We start from the raw sequence: 18,850 nt of genomic DNA on the forward strand, positions 1-18,850 counted from the left end.
ACCACGAATTGGCGTTTATCTAATTCCCGCGTTTTTTCGAATTGACACCTTTGCCATTATGAATCTATCCTGCTAATAGCTATCACAGGAGTGATGGTTGTCGCGCAACGACTGCGCATGTACAAGGAAGTTTTATGAAAGTATTAATCATTGAACCCTGTAGCTTTACCCGCCTCGGAATTTATTCTTTCTTATTTAATAACAAACAGATAGAAATACTCGATTTTGTGAGTATGGCTGAAGCTATGCCTCATATGGCAACCTTCAACCCCGATTTGGTGCTGATTAATATCACCCAACTGTGTCAGAATTCGAAATTCTCGGCGGAAATAAAAGAGTGTCTCGACCTTCTGCAAGACACGGCAATGTTTTGCTATCTGGATACCCAATATCCCGTCACGACCCATCCAGTACATATCACAAACGATGTTTATATTCTTAATAAACAGCTTGTGACCACCTTGTTGCGAACTATCGCGGAAGGTAGCGCTTATTACCCGCCTTATAACAGCCGCAGCATCTTTAGCGAACAAGAAATACTGGTGATGAATTACTGGATGTCGGAAATGCCCAATCACAAGATTGCGCGCAAGCTGGAAATCAGTAATAGAACGGTTTACGTGCATAAACGCCATTTGGCGCAGAAAATCAAAGTACGTAACCGGCTTGAGTTTTGTTATGTGTATAACTTCATCAAATACCTTTTTTGGCCAATCAACGAATCTTCTCGTGCGCCTATTAGTCGGCAAATAAAAGAAGAAATCCTTACACTCTACAAACAATGAAATTCATTACAAAACAAAGAGAAAGGCGAAAACTCTTTCTCTTTGCTTGCTGCTTAGCGGGCAGGTTTGCCATCCCCCAATAGCACGGCAATTTTATGCCCCGCCACCGTAGGTTCAAAAGCAATTTTAAGCACTATAGTCAGTGGAACTGAGAGTAACATTCCCACCGGGCCCATCAGCCAACCCCAAAATATCAGTGACATAAATACCACCAAGGTGGATAGTCCCAGCCCTTTACCTAATATTCTTGGTTCCACAATATTGCCAATAATGAGGTTTATCGCTAAATAACCGGCAATTAAGGTGACGCCTTCACTGACCCCATTAAACAAGAAAGCCTGAATAATCGGCGGAATAGCAGCAATAATGGAGCCAATATTAGGAATGTAATTTAGTGCGAAGGCTAATAACCCCCAGAGGAATGCAAAACGTACACCAAGCAGGGCCAGCAATGCCCAAATGGTTAACCCCGTAGCGACGCTAATTAACGTTTTGATCACCAGATAACGCGTCACGCTATCTAGGGCGCGCTGAATGCTTCCCGCTCCTGGCTCTTCTTCCGAGCTCTCCGCAAGCTGATTCAACTTATAAGGCAGTTGCGGCACTTCGAGCAGCATAAACACCACGGTCATCACCAGCAGGAAGACACCTGCCATGGCATTGGAGAGATGGGTGATAAGGCGACTGATCAGATTGATGGCGTAACCGGGGTCAAAATATCCGGCCAGCGTCTCGAAGGAGAATACCAGCCCGTTGATTTGCAGCAGGTTTTGTAAATCCTCAAACTTCTGCAAAATCAGGCCACGGTATTGCGGCAGCGTTCGCCCGAAGTCATTGAGTGTGACAATCAGCATGCTGGTCAGGAACACCATCAGCATCACGACCAGCGCAGCGACCAAAAGCACGGCTAAAGGCCGCGGAAAGCGAATCCGCTCAAGGCGAACAATCAGCGGATTGAAGACGAAAGCCAAAAATAGCGCCAGAATAAAAGGCACGATGATATCCGCCGCCGATTTGATCCCGGCGAAAATGATAACCAGCATTGCCATCATAATGGCTATCTTCAAACCCTTTACCGTCACCACGGATTTGGCCATTTATCTCTCCCTTAAGTGCCTCTATTTTGTCTCTCGCCCAAGCGCCGCATGTAACCGTTATTAGTATGACTTATTAATATAGCTCAGTGATTCATTTACATTTGCAAGAGTAGCATATAACCCAATTAGCTAAGTAAAATGATAAAACCTTTATAAAAAAGACCTAAATGGCAATATTTTAATCAAATAAGTTGATATATAAGTAACTTTACCAAGCCTTGCAAAACCTGACAAATAGCCAAATTTTTCTATGAATTAAAATTTAACACTGAATCATTGAATGAAAAATGCAAATATCATTCAAATAAAAAGAACAACGAGTAAAAGGTTAAATGTGATGAGATTTATTATTGATTAAATGTTTCTATGTGTTTATTTTCATTTAAAGGATTGCTGCTTAATTAAGGAATTGCCGTGCAGTGGAAAAACTCACCCGTTCAATTTGGCCATATTTCCGTGCTGATGCACTGGCTGGTTACTTTAGCCTTTTACGCCATGTTTGCCTTGGGGCTGTGGATGGTCGGGCTGGGTTATTACGATGGCTGGTATCACCGAGCACCTGAGTTGCATAAAAGCATCGGCGCGTGCGTTTTCGCAGTCATGGTCTTTCGTCTGGCTTGGCGTTTTATCTCCCCGCCCCCTTCCCCGTTGAAAAGCTACAGCACGGCGACGCGCGTCGGTTCTTGGCTGGCTCACGTAGTGCTGTTTGTCGGCCTATTCACCATTCTGATCAGTGGCTATCTCATCTCCACCGCCGAAGGACAGCCGATTAGCGTCTTTGGCTGGTTTGATATCCCCGCCACGCTGTTTGGCTTGAACCAGCAGGCGGACATCGCGGGCGTTATTCACCTGTGGGTGGCGTGGGGAATTGTCATTGTTTCTGTACTTCACGGCCTTGCGGCCCTTAAGCATCACTTTATTGACCGGGACATCACGCTGACCCGCATGCTCGGGCAGCGGCGTTCCGATTAACTTGTTGGATAATGGAGGATCATCATGTTCAAAAAAACCACTCTGGGCTTAACTCTGGCGTCTTTACTGCTGGCGGCGGGCAGTGCAACGGCGGCGAACTACAAGATTGATAAAGAGGGGCAACACGCCTTTATTGAGTTCCGCATCAAGCACTTAGGCTATAGCTGGCTGTATGGCAGCTTCAATGATTTCGACGGCGGCTTTACCTTCGATGAGAAAGACCCGTCAGCCGATAAAGTAAATGTCACGATTAATACCACCAGCGTATTCACCAACCATGCCGAGCGCGATAAGCACTTACGCAGCGCGGAATTCCTCAATGTCACCAAGCACCCGCAGGCGAGTTTCACCTCAACGTCAGTGACCAAAGAGGGTGATGGACTGGCGGTGACGGGCGATTTCACCCTGAATGGCGTGACCAAGCCTTTGACTTTGCAAGCTAAGTTGGTTGGCCAAGGCGAAGATCCTTGGGGCGGCTACCGTGCGGGCTTTGAAGCGGCGGGTAACATTAAGCTGAAAGATTACGGTATCACCACCGATCTGGGGCCAGCTTCGCAAGAGGTTGAGCTGATCATCTCGGTGGAAGGGGTTCGCGAGAAGTAACTTCCCCTGAAGCCATTGTTAATAAGATAAAAAAAGGGCCCGTACCTGATACGAGCCCTTTTCACTTCATGCTGCCAATTACTGCTTTTCAGGTGCCGGGATGTGCATGGTGGTCTGCAACAGCCCTTTCGACTTATTGAAGACTTTGATGCCATTTTCGCGCCCGGCTCGCAGTGCGCGCTGCTCTTCCAGCGGCAACTTCAGCTCGGTTTGGCACATTTCGCTACAGCAGCCTTCAAACTTGGCAGCGCAGCTCGGGCACTGAATGAACAGCAGATGACAACCGTCGTTAAGGCAGTTGGTATGGCTGTCGCACTCGGCGCCGCACTGGTGGCAGTGGGCAATCACGTCGTCAGAAATGCGCTCACCCATGCGTTCATCAAATACAAAGTTCTTGCCTTTGAATTTGATCGGCAGGCCCTGCTCTTTGGCACGACGTGCGTACTCGATGATGCCGCCTTCAACGTGATAAACATTTTTGAAACCGTTATGCAGCATATAAGCACTGGCTTTTTCACAGCGAATGCCGCCGGTGCAATACATGACGATTTTCTTGTCTTTATCTTCTTTCAGCATGTCCACCGCCATTGGCAGCTGGTCGCGGAAAGTGTCTGACGGTACCTCGATCGCCTTGTCAAAGTGGCCCACTTCATACTCATAGTGGTTACGCATGTCGACAAACAGCGCGTCCGGGTCGTCAATCATCGCGTTAACTTCTTCGGCTTTCAGATACTGCCCGATGTTCGACGGGTCAAAGGTATCGTCATCAATGCCGTCTGCCACGATGCGGTCACGCACTTTAAGGCGCAGAACCCAGAATGATTTGCCATCGTCTTCCAACGCGATGTTCAAACGAATCTGGTCCAAAGCGGGATGGCTACCGAAAAGCTCGGCTTTAAAGGCTTCGAACTGATTGTTTGGCACGCTGATTTGCGCATTGATCCCTTCGTGTGCCACATAGATACGACCAAATACATTCAGTTTGGTCAGGCAGACGTAGAGCATGTCGCGGAAGGCTTTTGGGTCTTCGAGGTGGAAGTATTTATAAAAAGAAACCGTGGTGCGCGGCTCAGTTTCAGCCAACATGCGCGCCTTCAGTTCCTCGTTAGAAATTCGGTTATGTAACACTGGCATGGTGTACTTTCCTGTCTTTCGAGGTTAATTCTTAGAGAATAAGCAGTGCCGTAAAGGCTTACAGCACCACTTTTCGAGCGGCAACATCATACATTAAACCAACATTCTCGACATCTTCCGTTGCAAAATTTCGGCTAAAACGTTGTACAAAAGCGGCAACTGCTAAGGCAAAGCGCGGGAAATGGGATAACCTCAAATGAGTTGGGATGAATTTTAATCCATTAAACCAAGATAATGAGGAAACTATGAGTAAGCTTTTCCAACCCATTTCACTAGGTAACCTGACATTAGCTAACCGCATTATCATTGCGCCAATGTGCCAATACTCTTCTGACAACGGCAAGGCGACCTCCTGGCACCACGCTCACCTTGGGCAACTCTCCTTCTCTGGCGCGGGGTTGCTTATCCTCGAAGCCACGACGGTTGAAGCCGTTGGCGGCATCTCGCCACAAGATTTAGGTTTATGGGATGACGAAACCGAAGCGGCGATGAAAGAGCTGGTGACGTCTATTCGCGATAACAGCGACATTCCCCTCGGCTTACAGCTGGGTCACGCCGGGCGAAAAGCCTCGTGCCACGTGCCGTGGAAAGGCGGCAAGCAGCTGACGCGCGAAGAAGGCGGCTGGCAGACTATCGCTCCTTCAGCCATCCCCTTCGCCGATACCGACGCCGCGCCAGAGGCCATCTCCCTAGAACGCATCGCCGAGCTGAAAGCGGCTTATGTCGAATCCGCCAAGCGCGCTGACCGTTTGGGCTTTGACCTGTTGGAGCTGCACGGCGCACATGGCTACCTACTGCACCAGTTCTTGTCTCCCCTCTCCAACCAGCGCACTGACAACTACGGCGGCTCGCTGGAAAACCGTATGCGCCTGCTGCTTGAGATATATCAGGAAATTCGTCAGGCATTCTCTGCCGACAAGCCGATTGGTGTGCGGATTTCAGCTACCGACTGGGTGGAAGGCGGCTGGGACTTGGAACAGTCAGTGGTGCTGGCGAAAGAGCTGGAAAAACTGGGTTGTAGCTATATTCACGTCTCCAGCGGCGGCCTGAGCCCGCAGCAGAAAATCAGCATTGGCCCGAATTACCAAGTGCCGTTTGCCGAGCGAATCAAGCAGGAAGTCAGCACGCCGGTGATTGCCGTTGGCCTGATAACTGAACCCGATCAGGCCGAAGCCATTGTTGGCACGGGTCAGGCGGATATGGTGGCACTGGCGCGCGGTATCCTCTATAACCCGCGCTGGCCGTGGCACGCCGCCGCCAAGCTGGGTGCCAAAGTCTCGGCACCTAAACAGTATTGGCGCAGCGAACCGCACAATGTTAAAGGCATATTCCTAGCAGAATAAAGTCAGTGAACAGTCATTAATGTTAACAAGAGGGGCAACGCGCGTTGCCCTTTTTTATTGCTAAAACCTGAACATATTTAATTTGATTTAATTCACCTGTTTTTTAAATCAATTTTTATGGCGGGGAAAATTGACAAAATTGCGTTGTCTGCCGATATTCAATCGATCTTAAACGGCAGAGTAGCCGCAAGTTTGCTCACAAAATCGGCGACCTTCGCGCTATTGATGTACAGTCTGCGGCCTATTGATAGACAGATAGCCGTCAAATGAACTATTCATGCCGTTAATTTTCACCTGAAACCTAAAAAATGCCACAATACGTCACTTCGCTTAAGGGAATGACTCGCAGCGGCTATGAAAGCCGGGTTGTGGTGTGTTTTCTGTGGCTGGCTACTGCACATAGACAGAGCTTATATCTTCTTACTTCGACACATTGACGCAGAGATTTTATGACTCAGGTACCGACCTTTACACTTTCACTACTGCATCCGCGTTATTGGATAACATGGCTGGGATTAGGCCTGCTTTACCTGCTGGTGCTTCTGCCGTACCCGATTATTTATCGTATGGGTACCGGACTGGGCCGCTTTTCAATGCGTTTCTTAAAACGCCGCTTTAACATTGCTCAGCGTAACCTCGAACTCTGCTTCCCAGAAATGAGCAGTGAAAAACGCGACCACATGGTGTTGAAGAACTTCGAATCCGTCGGCATGGGTCTGTTTGAAACCGGCATGGCGTGGTTCTGGCCGGACTGGCGTATCGAGCGCTGGTTCAAAGTCAGCGGTCTGGAGCACATCCAGAAAGCCCGTGACAACCAGCAAGGCGTCTTGTTGATCGGCGTCCACTTCCTGACGCTGGAACTCGGCGCGCGCATCTTCGGCATCCATAATCCCGGCGTTGGCGTTTATCGCCCGCACGACAACAAGCTGATGGATTGGATCCAGACCAAAGGCCGCATGCGCTCTAATAAAGCGATGATCGACCGCAAAGACCTGAAAGGCATGATCCGCAGCCTGAAACAGGGCGACATCATCTGGTACGCGCCGGACCACGACTACGGCCCGCGCAGCAGCGTGTTCGTTCCGTTCTTTGCCGTGGATAAAGCCGCCACTACCACCGGAACCTATCTGCTGGCTCGCATGGGTAAACCGGCGATCATTCCTTTCACGCCGCGTCGTTTGGAAAATGGCAAAGGTTATGAATTGCTGCTTCATCCGGCGGTAGAAAACTTCCCGCTGGAAGATGAAGTGGTGGCTGCGGCCTATATGAATAAAGTGGTTGAGGATGAAATTCGCCTCGCGCCTGAGCAGTACATGTGGCTGCACCGCCGCTTTAAAACCCGCCCCGAGGGCGAGCCTTCGTTGTATCAGGCTTTAGAATAATCTTAGCGTTTTACCGTTCAGGGTGTTGCACTCTGGACGGCCCCCTCTCACTCTCCTGATCCTGCTGTAAAAAACTTATCTTGCTAATTATTGATCTGTTGCAATGCACCAAAATTTCTAAACCGGTATTTTAGTTTCTGCGTTAACTTTTCCGTAACATCATTGATGTGACTGATTAATAGGCGCATAATTATCAGCCTAGTGCATGATAGTTAATCCGCTCTGGCACTCGCCCGACAGCTCAGAGCCAATGGACCTCTCATATCGGTAATTTATGACTTCGGAACCCGCAGCAGAAACGGCACCAGACCCTATAAATTGGAAGCGAAATCTGTTCGTTGCTTGGATAGGATGTTTCCTGACTGGTGCAGCATTCAGCCTGATCATGCCTTTCCTGCCTCTGTACGTTGAAACCCTTGGTGTGACCGGGCATGAGTCCCTGAACATGTGGTCCGGTCTGGTGTTCAGCATAACGTTCCTGTTCTCCGCCATCGCCTCTCCCTTCTGGGGCAGTCTTGCAGACCGTAAAGGTCGTAAAATCATGCTGTTGCGTTCAGCACTCGGCATGGCAATCGTCATGGCCCTGATGGGTCTGGCAACCAATATCTGGCAATTTCTGGTGCTACGCGCCCTGCTCGGCCTGCTCGGCGGCTTTGTCCCTAACGCCAATGCGCTGATTGCTACCCAGATCCCGCGTAACAAGAGTGGCTGGGCGCTGGGCACTTTATCCACTGGCGCGGTCAGCGGCGCGCTGATTGGCCCGCTGGTCGGCGGCTTACTGGCCGACAGCTACGGGCTTCGCCCGGTGTTCTTCATCACCGCTTTTGTACTTTTCCTGTGTTTTATCATGACGTTGTACTTCATTCGCGAGCAGTTTATGCCGGTCAACAAGAAGGATATGTTGAATCGCAAACAGGTTTTCGCCTCACTGAAGAACCCTAAGCTGGTGCTGTGCCTGTTCATCACCACCATGATCATTCAGGTGGCGACGGGGTCGATTGCGCCAATCTTGACGCTGTACGTCCGCGAACTGGCAGGTAATACGCAGAACTTGGCGTTTATCAGCGGCATGATTGCTTCGGTGCCGGGCGTGGCGGCGCTGATGAGTGCGCCAAGGCTTGGTAAGCTGGGTGACAGGATTGGTCCGGAGAAGATTCTGGTGGCGATGCTCGGGGTGTCGGTGCTGCTGCTGATCCCGATGGCCTTTGTGCAAAACCCGCTACAGCTGGGGATCTTGCGCTTTATGCTCGGCGCGGCAGACGGCGCGCTGCTGCCTGCGGTGCAAACGCTGCTTATCTATAACTGCACCAATCAGGTGGCCGGGCGAGTGTTCAGCTATAACCAGTCATTCCGCGACGTGGGTAACGTGACCGGCCCACTGCTGGGTGCCGCCGTCTCGGCAAGTTACGGCTTCCGCACGGTGTTCTGCGTCACCGCGCTGGTGGTGCTGTTCAACGCCGTCTACTCCTATTGGAGCCTGCAACGCCGCCAGCGCGAAGTCACCGTCGAGTAATTCAGGCCGTCCAGTCGCGCCTTGCGAGAACCACCCGATAGCCGTCAGCATCTTCAAAGGTGCTGCCGGTTTGATCCCAATAAGGGTTATAAGACGCGACTTTCACAAACCCCGCCTGCTCCATCTGCTCACACTGCCGCTGCCACTCTTCGGCATTAGGAATGTAAAACACCAATAGATTGTCCTGCGTCGGCGCCCTGCCAACCCGCGTACCGCGATGGTGAGTGAACTCAAGATGATAATGGTGAGTAGGATGCCCGATGATCACGCCGTCAAAGCCTTGGTGGTCGTCAAACTGCCCTAACAGCTCAAACCCCAAACCCTGCTGATACATCTGCGCAATCTGCCGGATATTGTCGGTTGGACGAGCAATGCGCAAAACCGCCTGACGTGAAACCATGAGCGCCAATCTCCCTGTGGGTGAAGTGTTCTGAAAAAAACAAAAAACCGGTTAATTTCTGCGTTATTAGCGGGTGAAAACTTGCAACCTCAGCCACAGCGTCAACAATTAGTGAGTTAGAAAAACAACACACAGAACTTTTATAACTTAGCCGTTAGCGCCTAATAACTAACGCATTAAACATTATCCACAACCCTCGTTAAAGCAACTCAGGAGAAAAAGATGAGCATGTATGCAACCTTAGAAGAAGCCGTTGATGCCGCCCGTGAAGTGTTTCTTGAGGCTGCGCAAGACACTGCCGATAGCGACGAAGAGGCGATCCCTGAGCAGTTCAACCTGCAAAAGTATGTAATGCAGGATGGCGATATTATGTGGGAAGCCGAGTTCTTCACCCGCGACGGCGAGGCCGTTGAGAGCACCAATTTCCGCAGTGGCGAGGCGGCTCAGGCTATTTTTGATGGCGACTACGACGCGCAAGAATTGGAAGAAGAGTGGCTGGAGGAAGGCACGCTTTACGAATGGGACGAAGGTGAGTATCAGTACGAGCCGCCGTTGGATACCGAAGAAGGCGAAGCCGCGGCCGACGAGTGGGATGATGAAGATGATTATCCGGGCAAGGATATCGACTAAGCCCGAAATAACCCATCACTCATAAGGCCCGTGGCGGGCGTCAATCGGCAGCATAAAGGTGTCGACAATCATCGACAGCGGAACGTCGATAATAGTGACATAGCGCCACGGGCCGTCGCGCACGTCCCACTGCACGCCCGGATAATATTGATTGCCATGCCCCTGCCCCGGAACGGTTCGGCTAATAATGCTGCCGCAGCCTGTCAGGCTGGCCACCACCACCCCGAGGGCGACGGCGCGAAGCATTGAATGTCTTGTCACACCCTTCCCCACTTGTAAAAAATCACGGATAAAAAACCACTCATAAAAAAGGCAGGATGCTGATGCATCCTGCCTTTTATCTCTCACCGTCGTGCTTCACCACGGCTTTCGCTTAAGGCGTTTAGGCCGGTTTGGCTTCCAGCGTCTGCGTCTCAGGGAAAGCCTGAACGTTACGCGGCAGCTCGCTATAGTAAGCGCTCCACGCGTGTTGATCAGGCTGAGTCCAGACCGCAGAGTGCAGGCGCGCCATAATCACTGGGTCACTCAGCAGGACCAGACGATCCGCTTTGCTCAAGGCTTTTGGCCCAGTGTTGAATGCCTGCTCCAGACGGTACTGACGGCCATTTTCGATGCTTGGGCGCAGTAGGTGACGCGAGGTCGCCATGGCCGTTGCCAGCGCATTGAAGCTTGGGTCAAACACCGCGTGCATGAAACCGTTTTTCAGTGAACGAGAACGGTTCAGCATCAGGTATTCGTCAGTCGCTACCAATTCGCGCGGCGGGTTGTACTCTTCCGGGATCAAGAACAGTTTAGCTTTCTTGCTCTTAATACCCAGCGTTGCACGGCTCGACAGCACGGAAACGAACGGCGACAGGATCAGTGAGAAGACGATTGGCGCCAACCACCACAGGAAGCGCAGGTCCAGCCACGCCATCCCGCCAGCCCACACGGCACCCAACAGCAGTTGCGATCCGTGGCGCTTGAAGGCTTCGCCCCAAGGGGTGTCGTCATCATCACGTTGTGGAGAGTTCCACACCACTTCCCAACCCAAGAACGCGCTCACCACGAAGACAGTGTGGAACAGCATGCGCACAGGGGCCAGCAAGACGGAGAACAGCATCTCGAGCAGCATGGAGAAGAACAGACGAATGCCACCGCCATACTCTTTCGCGCCCTTGGCCCAAATCAGCACAATACTGAGCAATTTAGGTAAGAACAGCAGCACCAGCGTGGTGGAGAACAGGGCTATCGCCAGCTCAGGACGCCACTGCGGCCAGACTGGGAAAAGCTGCCTTGGCTGAAGGAAGTATTGCGGCTCCATCAGCGTATGCACCACTTGCAGCGCGGTAGAGAGCGCCAGGAACATAAACCACAGCGGTGCAGACAGGTAGGACATGACGCCAGTCAGGAACACGGCGCGGTGAACCGGGTGCATGCCTTTAACCAAGAACAGGCGGAAGTTCATCAGGTTACCGTGACACCAGCGGCGGTCGCGTTTCAGCTCGTCCAGCAGGTTTGGTGGCAACTCTTCGTAGCTTCCCGGCAGGTCATAAGCAATCCACACGCCCCACCCCGCACGACGCATTAACGCGGCTTCGACGAAGTCATGGGACATGATAGAACCGGCGAAGGAACCTTCACCCGGCAGCGGCGCAAGGGCGCAGTGCTCGATGAACGGCTTCACGCGGATAATGGCGTTGTGGCCCCAGTAGTGAGACTCACCCAACTGCCAGAAATGCAGACCGGCGGTGAACAGCGGGCCGTAGACGCGCGTCGCAAACTGCTGGCAGCGCGCATACAGGGTATCCATGCCCGACGCCTTAGGCGCAGACTGGATAATACCGGCGTTCGGGTTGGCATCCATCAGACGCGCAAGGCCCGTCAGACATTCGCCACTCATCACGCTGTCGGCGTCGAGAATAACCATGTAGGCATATTCCCCGCCCCAGCGACGACACCAGTCATCGATGTTACCGCTTTTACGTTTTACACGGCGGCGGCGGCGACGATAGAAGATGCGGCCATGCCCGTCGACGTCACGACACACTTCCATCCACGCCTTTTGCTCGGCCACGCAGATGTCTGGGTCATAACTGTCACTCAGGACATAAATGTCGAACTGGTCGAGATCGCCGGTGGCTTTCACAGACTCATAAGTCGCACGTAAACCCGCGAATACGCGTTCTACGTCTTCATTACAAATCGGCATGATAAGCGCAGTACGGTTGTTCGGGTTCAGCGGCTCATTGCCCGTTGTCGAGGCCGTGATGCTGTATTTGTCACGCCCGATGAGCAGCTGTAAGAAGCCCATCAGTGCGGTCCAGAAGCCCGCCGAAACCCAACAGAACAGGATGGCGAACAGCACCAGAATCCCGGTCTGTAAGACATAAGGCAGCAACTGTAAGACGGATTGAAGCCAGTCTTGATTCAACATATCTGCGGGGTCGATAAGCGCCCAGCCTTGATATGGCAAGATGGTTTTCATGTACCAGGTGGCGATGGCGGTTTGCACCAGCATCAACACCAGCAAAATGTAGCGACGCACAGAACCGGCGTGACGCCATCTTTTTTCAGACTCTGGCATTTCCGATTTGCCGTCGCGGCGCGAAACGGTGCTGCGCCCCATCAGGCTATCCCAGAAACGCCCTACCGGGTTGGTACGCCACACATCAGGGAACATGCTTGAACGCTTAACCGGCGGCATGGCATTAACAATGGTGCGGCCTTCGTTGTCCACTTCAGACAAGTTGCCGTTTTCCATGGCATCTGGCCAGCTTCCTGCAACACGTGTCTTCACTGAAAGCAGAGGAGCATCAGCGTCGGAAACGTCAGTAGTCATCGTTGATTCACCGCCGATTTGGCGGTGAACGGTCGCAAAGGCTTCTCCCTCGGACTGAGGGAGTTGCTGAATTAGCGCCGCTTTCTGTTCTTCAGAGAGCGGCAAAGCCTTTACGTAATCTTGAGTAGAATGCGTTGACTTATTCATTGGCAGGCAGCTGATAGCTCCAGGTTTCACTCAGTGTTTTCTCGCCATTAACCAGAGAAGCGCGCATTTCGATTGGCTTCTTCGGATCTTTCACTTTCAGGCGCAGCGTTAAACGCCAGCCTTTAGTTACTGGATTATAGCGGACATTATTTTCTACCAGATCACCATTGTCACCGACACTCACCTGCGAAGCGACTGGGGTGTCATCTTTCAGCGCTTTCAAGTTAGGGCCGACGAAGTCCACCAAGAACGCCACGCTACCGTCTGCATCACGCGTCAGATTTGACTGCTTGACGTCGCCGGTTGAACGCATGGTGCGCTGTACCCAAGCCAGATTAGGAGAATGTAACTTCTCTTCTTCACGGCTGAAGTGCAGGCGGTAGTTCAGATCTAATGGTTTACCCACTTCTGGCAACTGGTCTGGAGTCCAGAAAGCCACGATGTTGTCATTGGTTTCATCAGCGGTTGGAATTTCCACCAGCTCGATTTTACCTTTGCCCCAATCGCCTTTGGTTTCTACCCAGCCACTTGGACGCAGATCGTAGCGATCGTCTAAATCCTCGAAGTTGGAGAAGTCACGACCACGTTGCAGCAGACCGAAGCCTTTGGGATTTTCCATGGTGAACTGACTAACAGAGAGGTGTTTTGGATTATTCAGCGGACGCCAAATCCATTCACCATTGCCAGCCTGAATAGAAAGACCGTTGGAGTCGTGCAGTGCCGGACGGTAATTCATCACTGGAGAAGGCTGGTTAGCACCAAACAAGTACATGCTGGTCAGCGGAGCAATACCCAGTTTGCCGACTTTGTCGCGCAGGTAAACTTTGGATTGCACATCTACAGTGGCGTCTTTACCCGGGTAAACGTCGAGGCGATAAGCACCGGTCGCACGAGGAGAGTCGAGCAACGCATAAATAACTAAGTGCTTTTCATCTGGATTCGGGCGCTCAATCCAGAACTCACGGAAGCGAGGGAATTCTTCACCAGAGGCCAGCGCGGTGTCGATAGCCAATCCGCGGGCAGACAGGCCATAAACCTGGCCTTTACCAATAACGCGGAAGTAGCTCGCACCCAGCACGCTCATGATTTCATCGTCTTTATCCGCTTTATTAATAGGATAGAGAACTTTGAAACCAGCAAAACCGAGGTTTTTGACCGTGTCAGCATCATGCTTCACGTTGCCAAAATTGAAATAGTCGGGATTGTATTTAATCTCTTTGACGGTATCGGCCGTCACTTCATTGATTTTCACCGGGGTGTCGAAGTACATCCCCTGATGATAGAACTCAAGCTTGAAAGGCGTGTTCTGGTTTTTCCAGTACGCTTTGTCATGATTGAATTGAATTTGTTGATAATCCGCAAATTTCAAATCACGGAATTGAGACGGCAGGTTGCTTTTCGGAGCTTCATAGCCCTTGTCAGCTAACGCTTTTGCTTGTTTAGCTACATCATCAATAGAAAAAGCCCATGCAGATGAAGAAATCATGGACATCAACACTGCGGCACTCAGCAAACGGACTTTAGTCATACGTGGCCCTTTGGAAAAATTTTTACCCGGCACATCCCCTCCTTTACGTGCGCTTAACTCATTCATTCTATTTTAATTGAACTGTCAGGTTTCCGACAACATGAGAGATTGATGGTTCATCCCATTGATGAACCGTTTAAGCACACAACAGCACAAGGATATCAATTCGTTGAAACTCCGGCTATGGAAACTTGTCCGATAACATAGTAGGTTCTTGCCTTAACGAATATTAAGCTAATGTAAGGATCGAAAACTTTTTCTTACCAGTCTCTAATTACCTGTTCGCGATTTAAGCACTAAAATCAGGATAAGCTTCATACAACGGATACGTAATGAAACCACAAACTCAACAGCGCGAGTTCTTTTTGGACTCAATCCGAGCCTATTTGATGCTGCTCGGCATTCCATTCCATATATCATTGATTTACTCCAGCCATATCTGGGCAGTAAACAGTGCTGTGCCATCGGATGGATTGACCATATTTAATGACTTTATTCACGCCTTCCGGATGCAGGTGTTCTTTGTCATTTCCGGCTATTTCTCCTACATGCTCTACGAGCGCTATGACTCGCAGAAGTGGCTGAAGGTCCGTCTGGAGCGCGTTGCCATCCCGCTGGCTGCGGCTTTCCCGCTGATCACCCTGCCGCAGCTCTACTTCCTGATGAAGTTTACTGACAAGTTCTCGAACTGGGACCAACTGGGCCTGTACCAGAAAATCAATATCACCGTGTGGGAAATGGTCTCCCATTTGTGGTTCTTATTGACCTTGGTAATACTGACCAGTATCTGCTTTTACTTATTTAAATCGATTAAACAAATTAAGAATAATCGTATTTCCGCTATTAAGAATAAAACGAACAGCCTAGGAAAACTCTCAATTATATTTTTAATTATTGGTTTTATTTACGCTGCTTTTAATCGCGCAATTTATATTTTCGCCCCGGATTTACTCTCCAATGGCGCATTTAATTTTATCGTGATGCAGACGCTGTTTTACCTGCCATTTTTCGTGATTGGTGCGTTTGCCTACAAGTTTACCTGGCTAAAAGAGCTGTTCATCAAGCCGTCGGCATGGGCTGGCGTGGTCAGTTTGTTCCTGTTCGTGGCCTACATGTTCAACCAGCACGTCAACACGCCGCAGCTTTACTCGATGGAGCTTGATGCCATCATCACCTCGCTGCTGGGCATTTTGATGGTCAACGTGGTGTTCTCCTTCAGCCACTACGTGTTGAACTTCCAGTCGCCGTGGATAACCTATCTGGTGAACTCTTCTCTGTTCATCTATCTGGTTCACCACCCACTGACCCTGATTTACGGCGCCTTTATCACGCCAAAAATCAATAACGACTGGGTTGGCTTCCTGCTGGGGCTGGTGTTTGTCTTCGGCATCGCCTTTATGCTGTATGAGGTTCACAAACGTATTCCGATCCTGCGCTTCTTGTTCTCCGGCAAGCCACAGACCATGCATGAGAAGAGCGGCAGCGGCCCTACCCCGCCGCAGAAACAGCATTCGTGATCGCGCGTTTAGCTGAGTGAAGCGACAAAAAAGGCGGCAGTGAAATAAAATTCACCGCCGCCTTTTTCTGAGCAATCTTTAAGATAAAACCGGTTAGCGCGTCGACGCCGTATTAATGGTTGGGACAGCTGACATGCCGACTTTAAGCCGCTCTAAATCCTTCTGGCCCTGATCCAAGACTATTTTCACCGCCACTCGCTGCACCACTTTGGTGTAATTGCCGGTGGCGTTATCCGGCGCAATTGGCGAGAAAGTCACGCCGGTGGCTGGCGAGATGCTATCAACCTTGCCGGAAAACAGCACGCCCGGCAGTGCATCCACCTTGATATTAACCGTCTGGTTGGGCGTGACGTCGGCTAATTGCGTCTCAAGATAGTTGGCGAGAATAAACGCCTGATGCAGCGGAACCACCGCCAGCACCCGCGTCCCGGCGCTGACATAGCCGCCAACCCGCACTGAACGCTGCCCGACCGTGCCGTCAATCGGCGCTTTAATTTGGGTATAGCTCAGATTCAACTTGGCCTGCGCCAGCTGGCTTTTGGCCGAATCAATCGCCGCCTGAGCCTGCGCCTGCCCGGCCTTCAACACGTCAATTTGCTTTTCCGCCGCCTGAGAAGCCGCCACGTCGCTCTGCTGCTGGGCAACCTTGGCGCGGTAATTGGCATCAGACTGGTCACGCTGGTCCGCCGTGCCGGAGCCATTTTGCAGCAAACGCTGGTAGCGCTCGGCGCTTTGGCGGGCATACACCAGATTGGCGTTATCCGCATTCACCTGTGCCTTGGTTTGCAAGATGGTTTGCTGCTGCTGGGCCAGTTGGGCGGTAAAACTCAGCAACTGGGCACTGGCGGTTTCCAGATTAGCCTGAGCACTGAGCACCGCGTTGCGATAGTCGCCGTCGTCAATCACCGCCAGCACCTGCCCGGCTTTTACCTGCTGGTTATCCGCCACCAGCACCTGCGAAATAGTGCCGGAGATGCGCGGCGCGACCAGCGTGGAGTCCGCCGACACAAAGGCGTCATCGGTTTCCGGCTCGCCTTGACGACTTAATACCCAGAACCCGGCAACCACCACCAGCACCACAATGGCGATAGCCAGCAGCCAGACGGGGCGAATTGAAGATTTGTTGATCATTTTATTTTTCTCGCGCTTAATTTTTCTAATAAATCAGGTGATTAAAATTTTCATGAGCGTTAAGGCTGCTTCATCACGGACTGCGGCGGATAAGTTCGCTTGGCGACCACAAAGGTCAGCAAACCCAGCATGGCGGCCACGACGATGAAAGCCAGATAGGTGTCCGACAGTGCCAGCACCTGCGTTTGCTGCCTCACCTGCCCAGCAAACTGCTGCATTAGCTCAGGAGAAATCGCCGAACCGTCTTGATTGAGCGGCGCTAAGTGGCCGCCCGCACCGTCATAAGGCTGCGACAGCAGGTAGCTATTGCTGCCGACGTGATTGAGTAAAATATTGGAATGCTGCTGTTGGCGATGGCTGAGGAAAGTTTCCATCATTGCGCCGGCGAAAATACTGCCCATACCACGGGTGACGTTGAACATCGCCGAGGCAAAAGGCCCTTCCATTGGCTGCACCACGCTGGTCGCCCCCATCAGGATCGGCATCACCGCCATCGGCTGACCAAAGGCCTGCATGGCCTGAATAAGGTAGAAGTTGTCGCGCGACCAGTCGGAAGTCAGATGGCTTCCCCAATAACAGGAGACGGCCAGCAGCGTTAGCCCGGCGGCTAAAATCCAGCGGCTATCAATCCAGCGCATGTTCAACACCGCGGCCACAAGAGGTGCCAGCAGCAGCTGGGGCAGACCCACGCTGAGCGCCAAAGGCCCAAACTGCACCGCGCGGAACCCTTCAACCTGCGCCATATAGCCTGACGGAATAGCCGAGCCGGACATAAACAGCAGCATCAGGCCGAACAGCGTCAGCAGGCCGTGAGACAAGTTGTGGCGGCGCAGCATCTGCAGTTTGAATAGCGGCAGCGGGTGATACCACTCATTAGCCACGAACAGGGTCAACAGCACCACTGCCGAGAAAAACATCAGAGTTATCAAGGGAGAGTTGAACCAGTCCAGCCGCTCACCCTGTTGCAGGGTCAGCACCAGCAAAGCCAGCCCGCTGCATCCGGTGAGCATGCCAACAGCGTCAATTTGCTTGAATCTTTCCAACCGCAATGGGTCCTGCGGCAGCCCGTAGCCAATCATGAAAATACCCAGCACGCAGGGCGGGATTATCTGCCAGAAGACAAATTGCCAGCCCACGGCGTCGGTCCACAGCGCCGCCAGCGACGTGGCGACGTTCGGCCCAAAGGTGGCCGTCAGGGCATAGGCGCTCAGGCCATACAATTTAAAGTGCGGCGGCAAGAAGCGCAGCGCGACGGTCATCAGTAGCGGCGGCAAAGCACCACCAAAGGCCCCCTGAATCACTCGCAGGGCGATAAAAATCGGCAAATTTGGCGAAAAGGGAATGATCACGGCGATCAGCACGAAGCCCGCGGTGGTCGCCATCGCAAAACGGCGAATGGAAAAGGTCATCGCCAGCCACGGGGCTATCAGCATGGCGGCGACCTCGGCGGCCTGATAGCTACCAATCAGCCACGAGCCTTGATCGCTACTGATGCTCAACGCGCCGCGCACGTCCGCCAGCGCGATATCGGTCACGCGATCGTTCAAGCCTGAACATAGCGACGCGATCAGCACGCCGACCATGCCAATGATCAGACGCAGGGTAAAAGGTTGGGCAACGGGAGGCGCAGGTGGCGGCGAAACGCCCGGCGCAGGCCCGTTCATTAACATCGTCTGACTCATGTTTACGCGTTTACTCCGCGATGTAATGCATCAGGAGGTTCAGACTTCTGAAAAATAATCCGTCCTGAAGATAAGTGTTGGCAGGTGAAAAGAGTTATTCATCACAATGCATTTTGTCGGTGCGATGCACTTTTATGATGCACTGCATCGCAATGTGATACAGAG

At 51.8% G+C, this 18,850-nt stretch carries 16 protein-coding genes; 8 read left to right on the plus strand and 8 right to left on the minus strand.

The annotated features are described in order from the left end of the window. Positions 1-134 precede the first annotated feature (134 nt). Positions 135-785, plus strand: a complete 651-nt coding sequence (locus GEAM_RS11095; RefSeq protein ID WP_034791405.1) for a LuxR C-terminal-related transcriptional regulator — start codon at positions 135-137, stop codon at positions 783-785. Between the two features lie 53 nt (positions 786-838). Here the strand turns inward: GEAM_RS11095 and GEAM_RS11100 are convergent, their stop codons facing one another. Continuing rightward, positions 839-1,882 (minus strand): AI-2E family transporter, encoded by a 1,044-nt coding sequence (locus GEAM_RS11100; protein ID WP_034791407.1) that lies wholly within the window; start codon positions 1,880-1,882, stop codon positions 839-841. Positions 1,883-2,296: 414 nt separating this feature from the next. Here GEAM_RS11100 and GEAM_RS11105 point away from each other — a divergent pair, with 414 nt between their 5' ends. Together GEAM_RS11105 and GEAM_RS11110 are read left to right on the plus strand one after the other, a co-directional pair. Further along, positions 2,297-2,854, plus strand: coding sequence for a cytochrome b (locus tag GEAM_RS11105; RefSeq protein WP_034791409.1), 558 nt, complete (start codon positions 2,297-2,299; stop codon positions 2,852-2,854). Positions 2,855-2,878: 24 nt separating this feature from the next. Further along, positions 2,879-3,457: a YceI family protein gene (locus GEAM_RS11110; protein WP_034791411.1), complete on the plus strand. Its 579-nt coding sequence runs from the start codon at positions 2,879-2,881 to the stop codon at positions 3,455-3,457. Positions 3,458-3,535: 78 nt separating this feature from the next. On the opposite strand, the gene trhO is transcribed toward GEAM_RS11110, so the two are convergent. After that, positions 3,536-4,591: an oxygen-dependent tRNA uridine(34) hydroxylase TrhO gene (gene trhO, locus GEAM_RS11115; protein WP_034791413.1), complete on the minus strand. Its 1,056-nt coding sequence runs from the start codon at positions 4,589-4,591 to the stop codon at positions 3,536-3,538. 245 nt (positions 4,592-4,836) lie between these two features. On the opposite strand from trhO, the gene GEAM_RS11120 reads away from it, so the two are divergent. The 3 genes from GEAM_RS11120 to mdtG all read left to right on the plus strand — a co-directional run bounded on the left by GEAM_RS11120 (position 4,837) and on the right by mdtG (position 8,829). Then, on the plus strand, positions 4,837-5,934 hold the full coding sequence (locus tag GEAM_RS11120) for an NADH:flavin oxidoreductase/NADH oxidase (RefSeq protein WP_034791513.1): 1,098 nt from the start codon (positions 4,837-4,839) through the stop codon (positions 5,932-5,934). 449 nt (positions 5,935-6,383) lie between these two features. Then, a complete protein-coding gene (locus GEAM_RS11125; protein WP_034791416.1) occupies positions 6,384-7,316 on the plus strand; it encodes a Kdo(2)-lipid IV(A) acyltransferase in 933 nt (310 codons plus the stop codon). A 274-nt stretch (positions 7,317-7,590) separates the two neighbouring features. Beyond that, positions 7,591-8,829: a multidrug efflux MFS transporter MdtG gene (gene mdtG / locus GEAM_RS11130; protein ID WP_034791418.1), complete on the plus strand. Its 1,239-nt coding sequence runs from the start codon at positions 7,591-7,593 to the stop codon at positions 8,827-8,829. A 1-nt stretch (position 8,830) separates the two neighbouring features. On the opposite strand, the gene GEAM_RS11135 is transcribed toward mdtG, so the two are convergent. Beyond that, entirely contained in the window at positions 8,831-9,229 is a 399-nt protein-coding gene (locus GEAM_RS11135; protein ID WP_034791420.1) for a VOC family protein, read from the minus strand. Between the two features lie 222 nt (positions 9,230-9,451). Between GEAM_RS11135 and GEAM_RS11140 the strand changes: the two genes are divergently transcribed. Further along, a complete protein-coding gene (locus GEAM_RS11140; RefSeq protein ID WP_034791422.1) occupies positions 9,452-9,859 on the plus strand; it encodes a MysB family protein in 408 nt (135 codons plus the stop codon). A gap of 15 nt (positions 9,860-9,874) precedes the next feature. On the opposite strand, the gene GEAM_RS11145 is transcribed toward GEAM_RS11140, so the two are convergent. The 3 genes from GEAM_RS11145 to GEAM_RS11155 all read right to left on the minus strand — a co-directional run bounded on the left by GEAM_RS11145 (position 9,875) and on the right by GEAM_RS11155 (position 14,355). Then, positions 9,875-10,105 (minus strand): YceK/YidQ family lipoprotein, encoded by a 231-nt coding sequence (locus GEAM_RS11145; RefSeq protein WP_034791424.1) that lies wholly within the window; start codon positions 10,103-10,105, stop codon positions 9,875-9,877. 136 nt (positions 10,106-10,241) lie between these two features. After that, a complete protein-coding gene (gene mdoH, locus GEAM_RS11150; RefSeq protein ID WP_034791426.1) occupies positions 10,242-12,827 on the minus strand; it encodes a glucans biosynthesis glucosyltransferase MdoH in 2,586 nt (861 codons plus the stop codon). After that, the gene (locus tag GEAM_RS11155; RefSeq protein WP_034791514.1) at positions 12,820-14,355 is read right to left on the minus strand and encodes a glucan biosynthesis protein G; all 1,536 of its coding nucleotides are present in this window, start codon (positions 14,353-14,355) and stop codon (positions 12,820-12,822) included. Before GEAM_RS11155 ends, mdoH begins: the two co-directional genes overlap by 8 nt. A 332-nt stretch (positions 14,356-14,687) precedes the next feature. On the opposite strand from GEAM_RS11155, the gene mdoC reads away from it, so the two are divergent. Further along, positions 14,688-15,872 (plus strand): glucans biosynthesis protein MdoC, encoded by a 1,185-nt coding sequence (mdoC, locus tag GEAM_RS11160; RefSeq protein ID WP_034791428.1) that lies wholly within the window; start codon positions 14,688-14,690, stop codon positions 15,870-15,872. A gap of 93 nt (positions 15,873-15,965) precedes the next feature. Here mdoC and GEAM_RS11165 read toward each other — a convergent pair whose 3' ends face one another. Both GEAM_RS11165 and GEAM_RS11170 read right to left on the minus strand, forming a co-directional pair. Further along, positions 15,966-17,003: an HlyD family secretion protein gene (locus GEAM_RS11165; protein WP_034791431.1), complete on the minus strand. Its 1,038-nt coding sequence runs from the start codon at positions 17,001-17,003 to the stop codon at positions 15,966-15,968. 59 nt (positions 17,004-17,062) lie between these two features. Continuing rightward, positions 17,063-18,685, minus strand: coding sequence for an MFS transporter (locus tag GEAM_RS11170; RefSeq protein WP_051899479.1), 1,623 nt, complete (start codon positions 18,683-18,685; stop codon positions 17,063-17,065). Positions 18,686-18,850: the final 165 nt, after the last annotated feature.

The sequence above is a fragment of the Ewingella americana ATCC 33852 genome, from assembly GCF_000735345.1.
GTDB lineage: Bacteria > Pseudomonadota > Gammaproteobacteria > Enterobacterales > Enterobacteriaceae > Ewingella > Ewingella americana.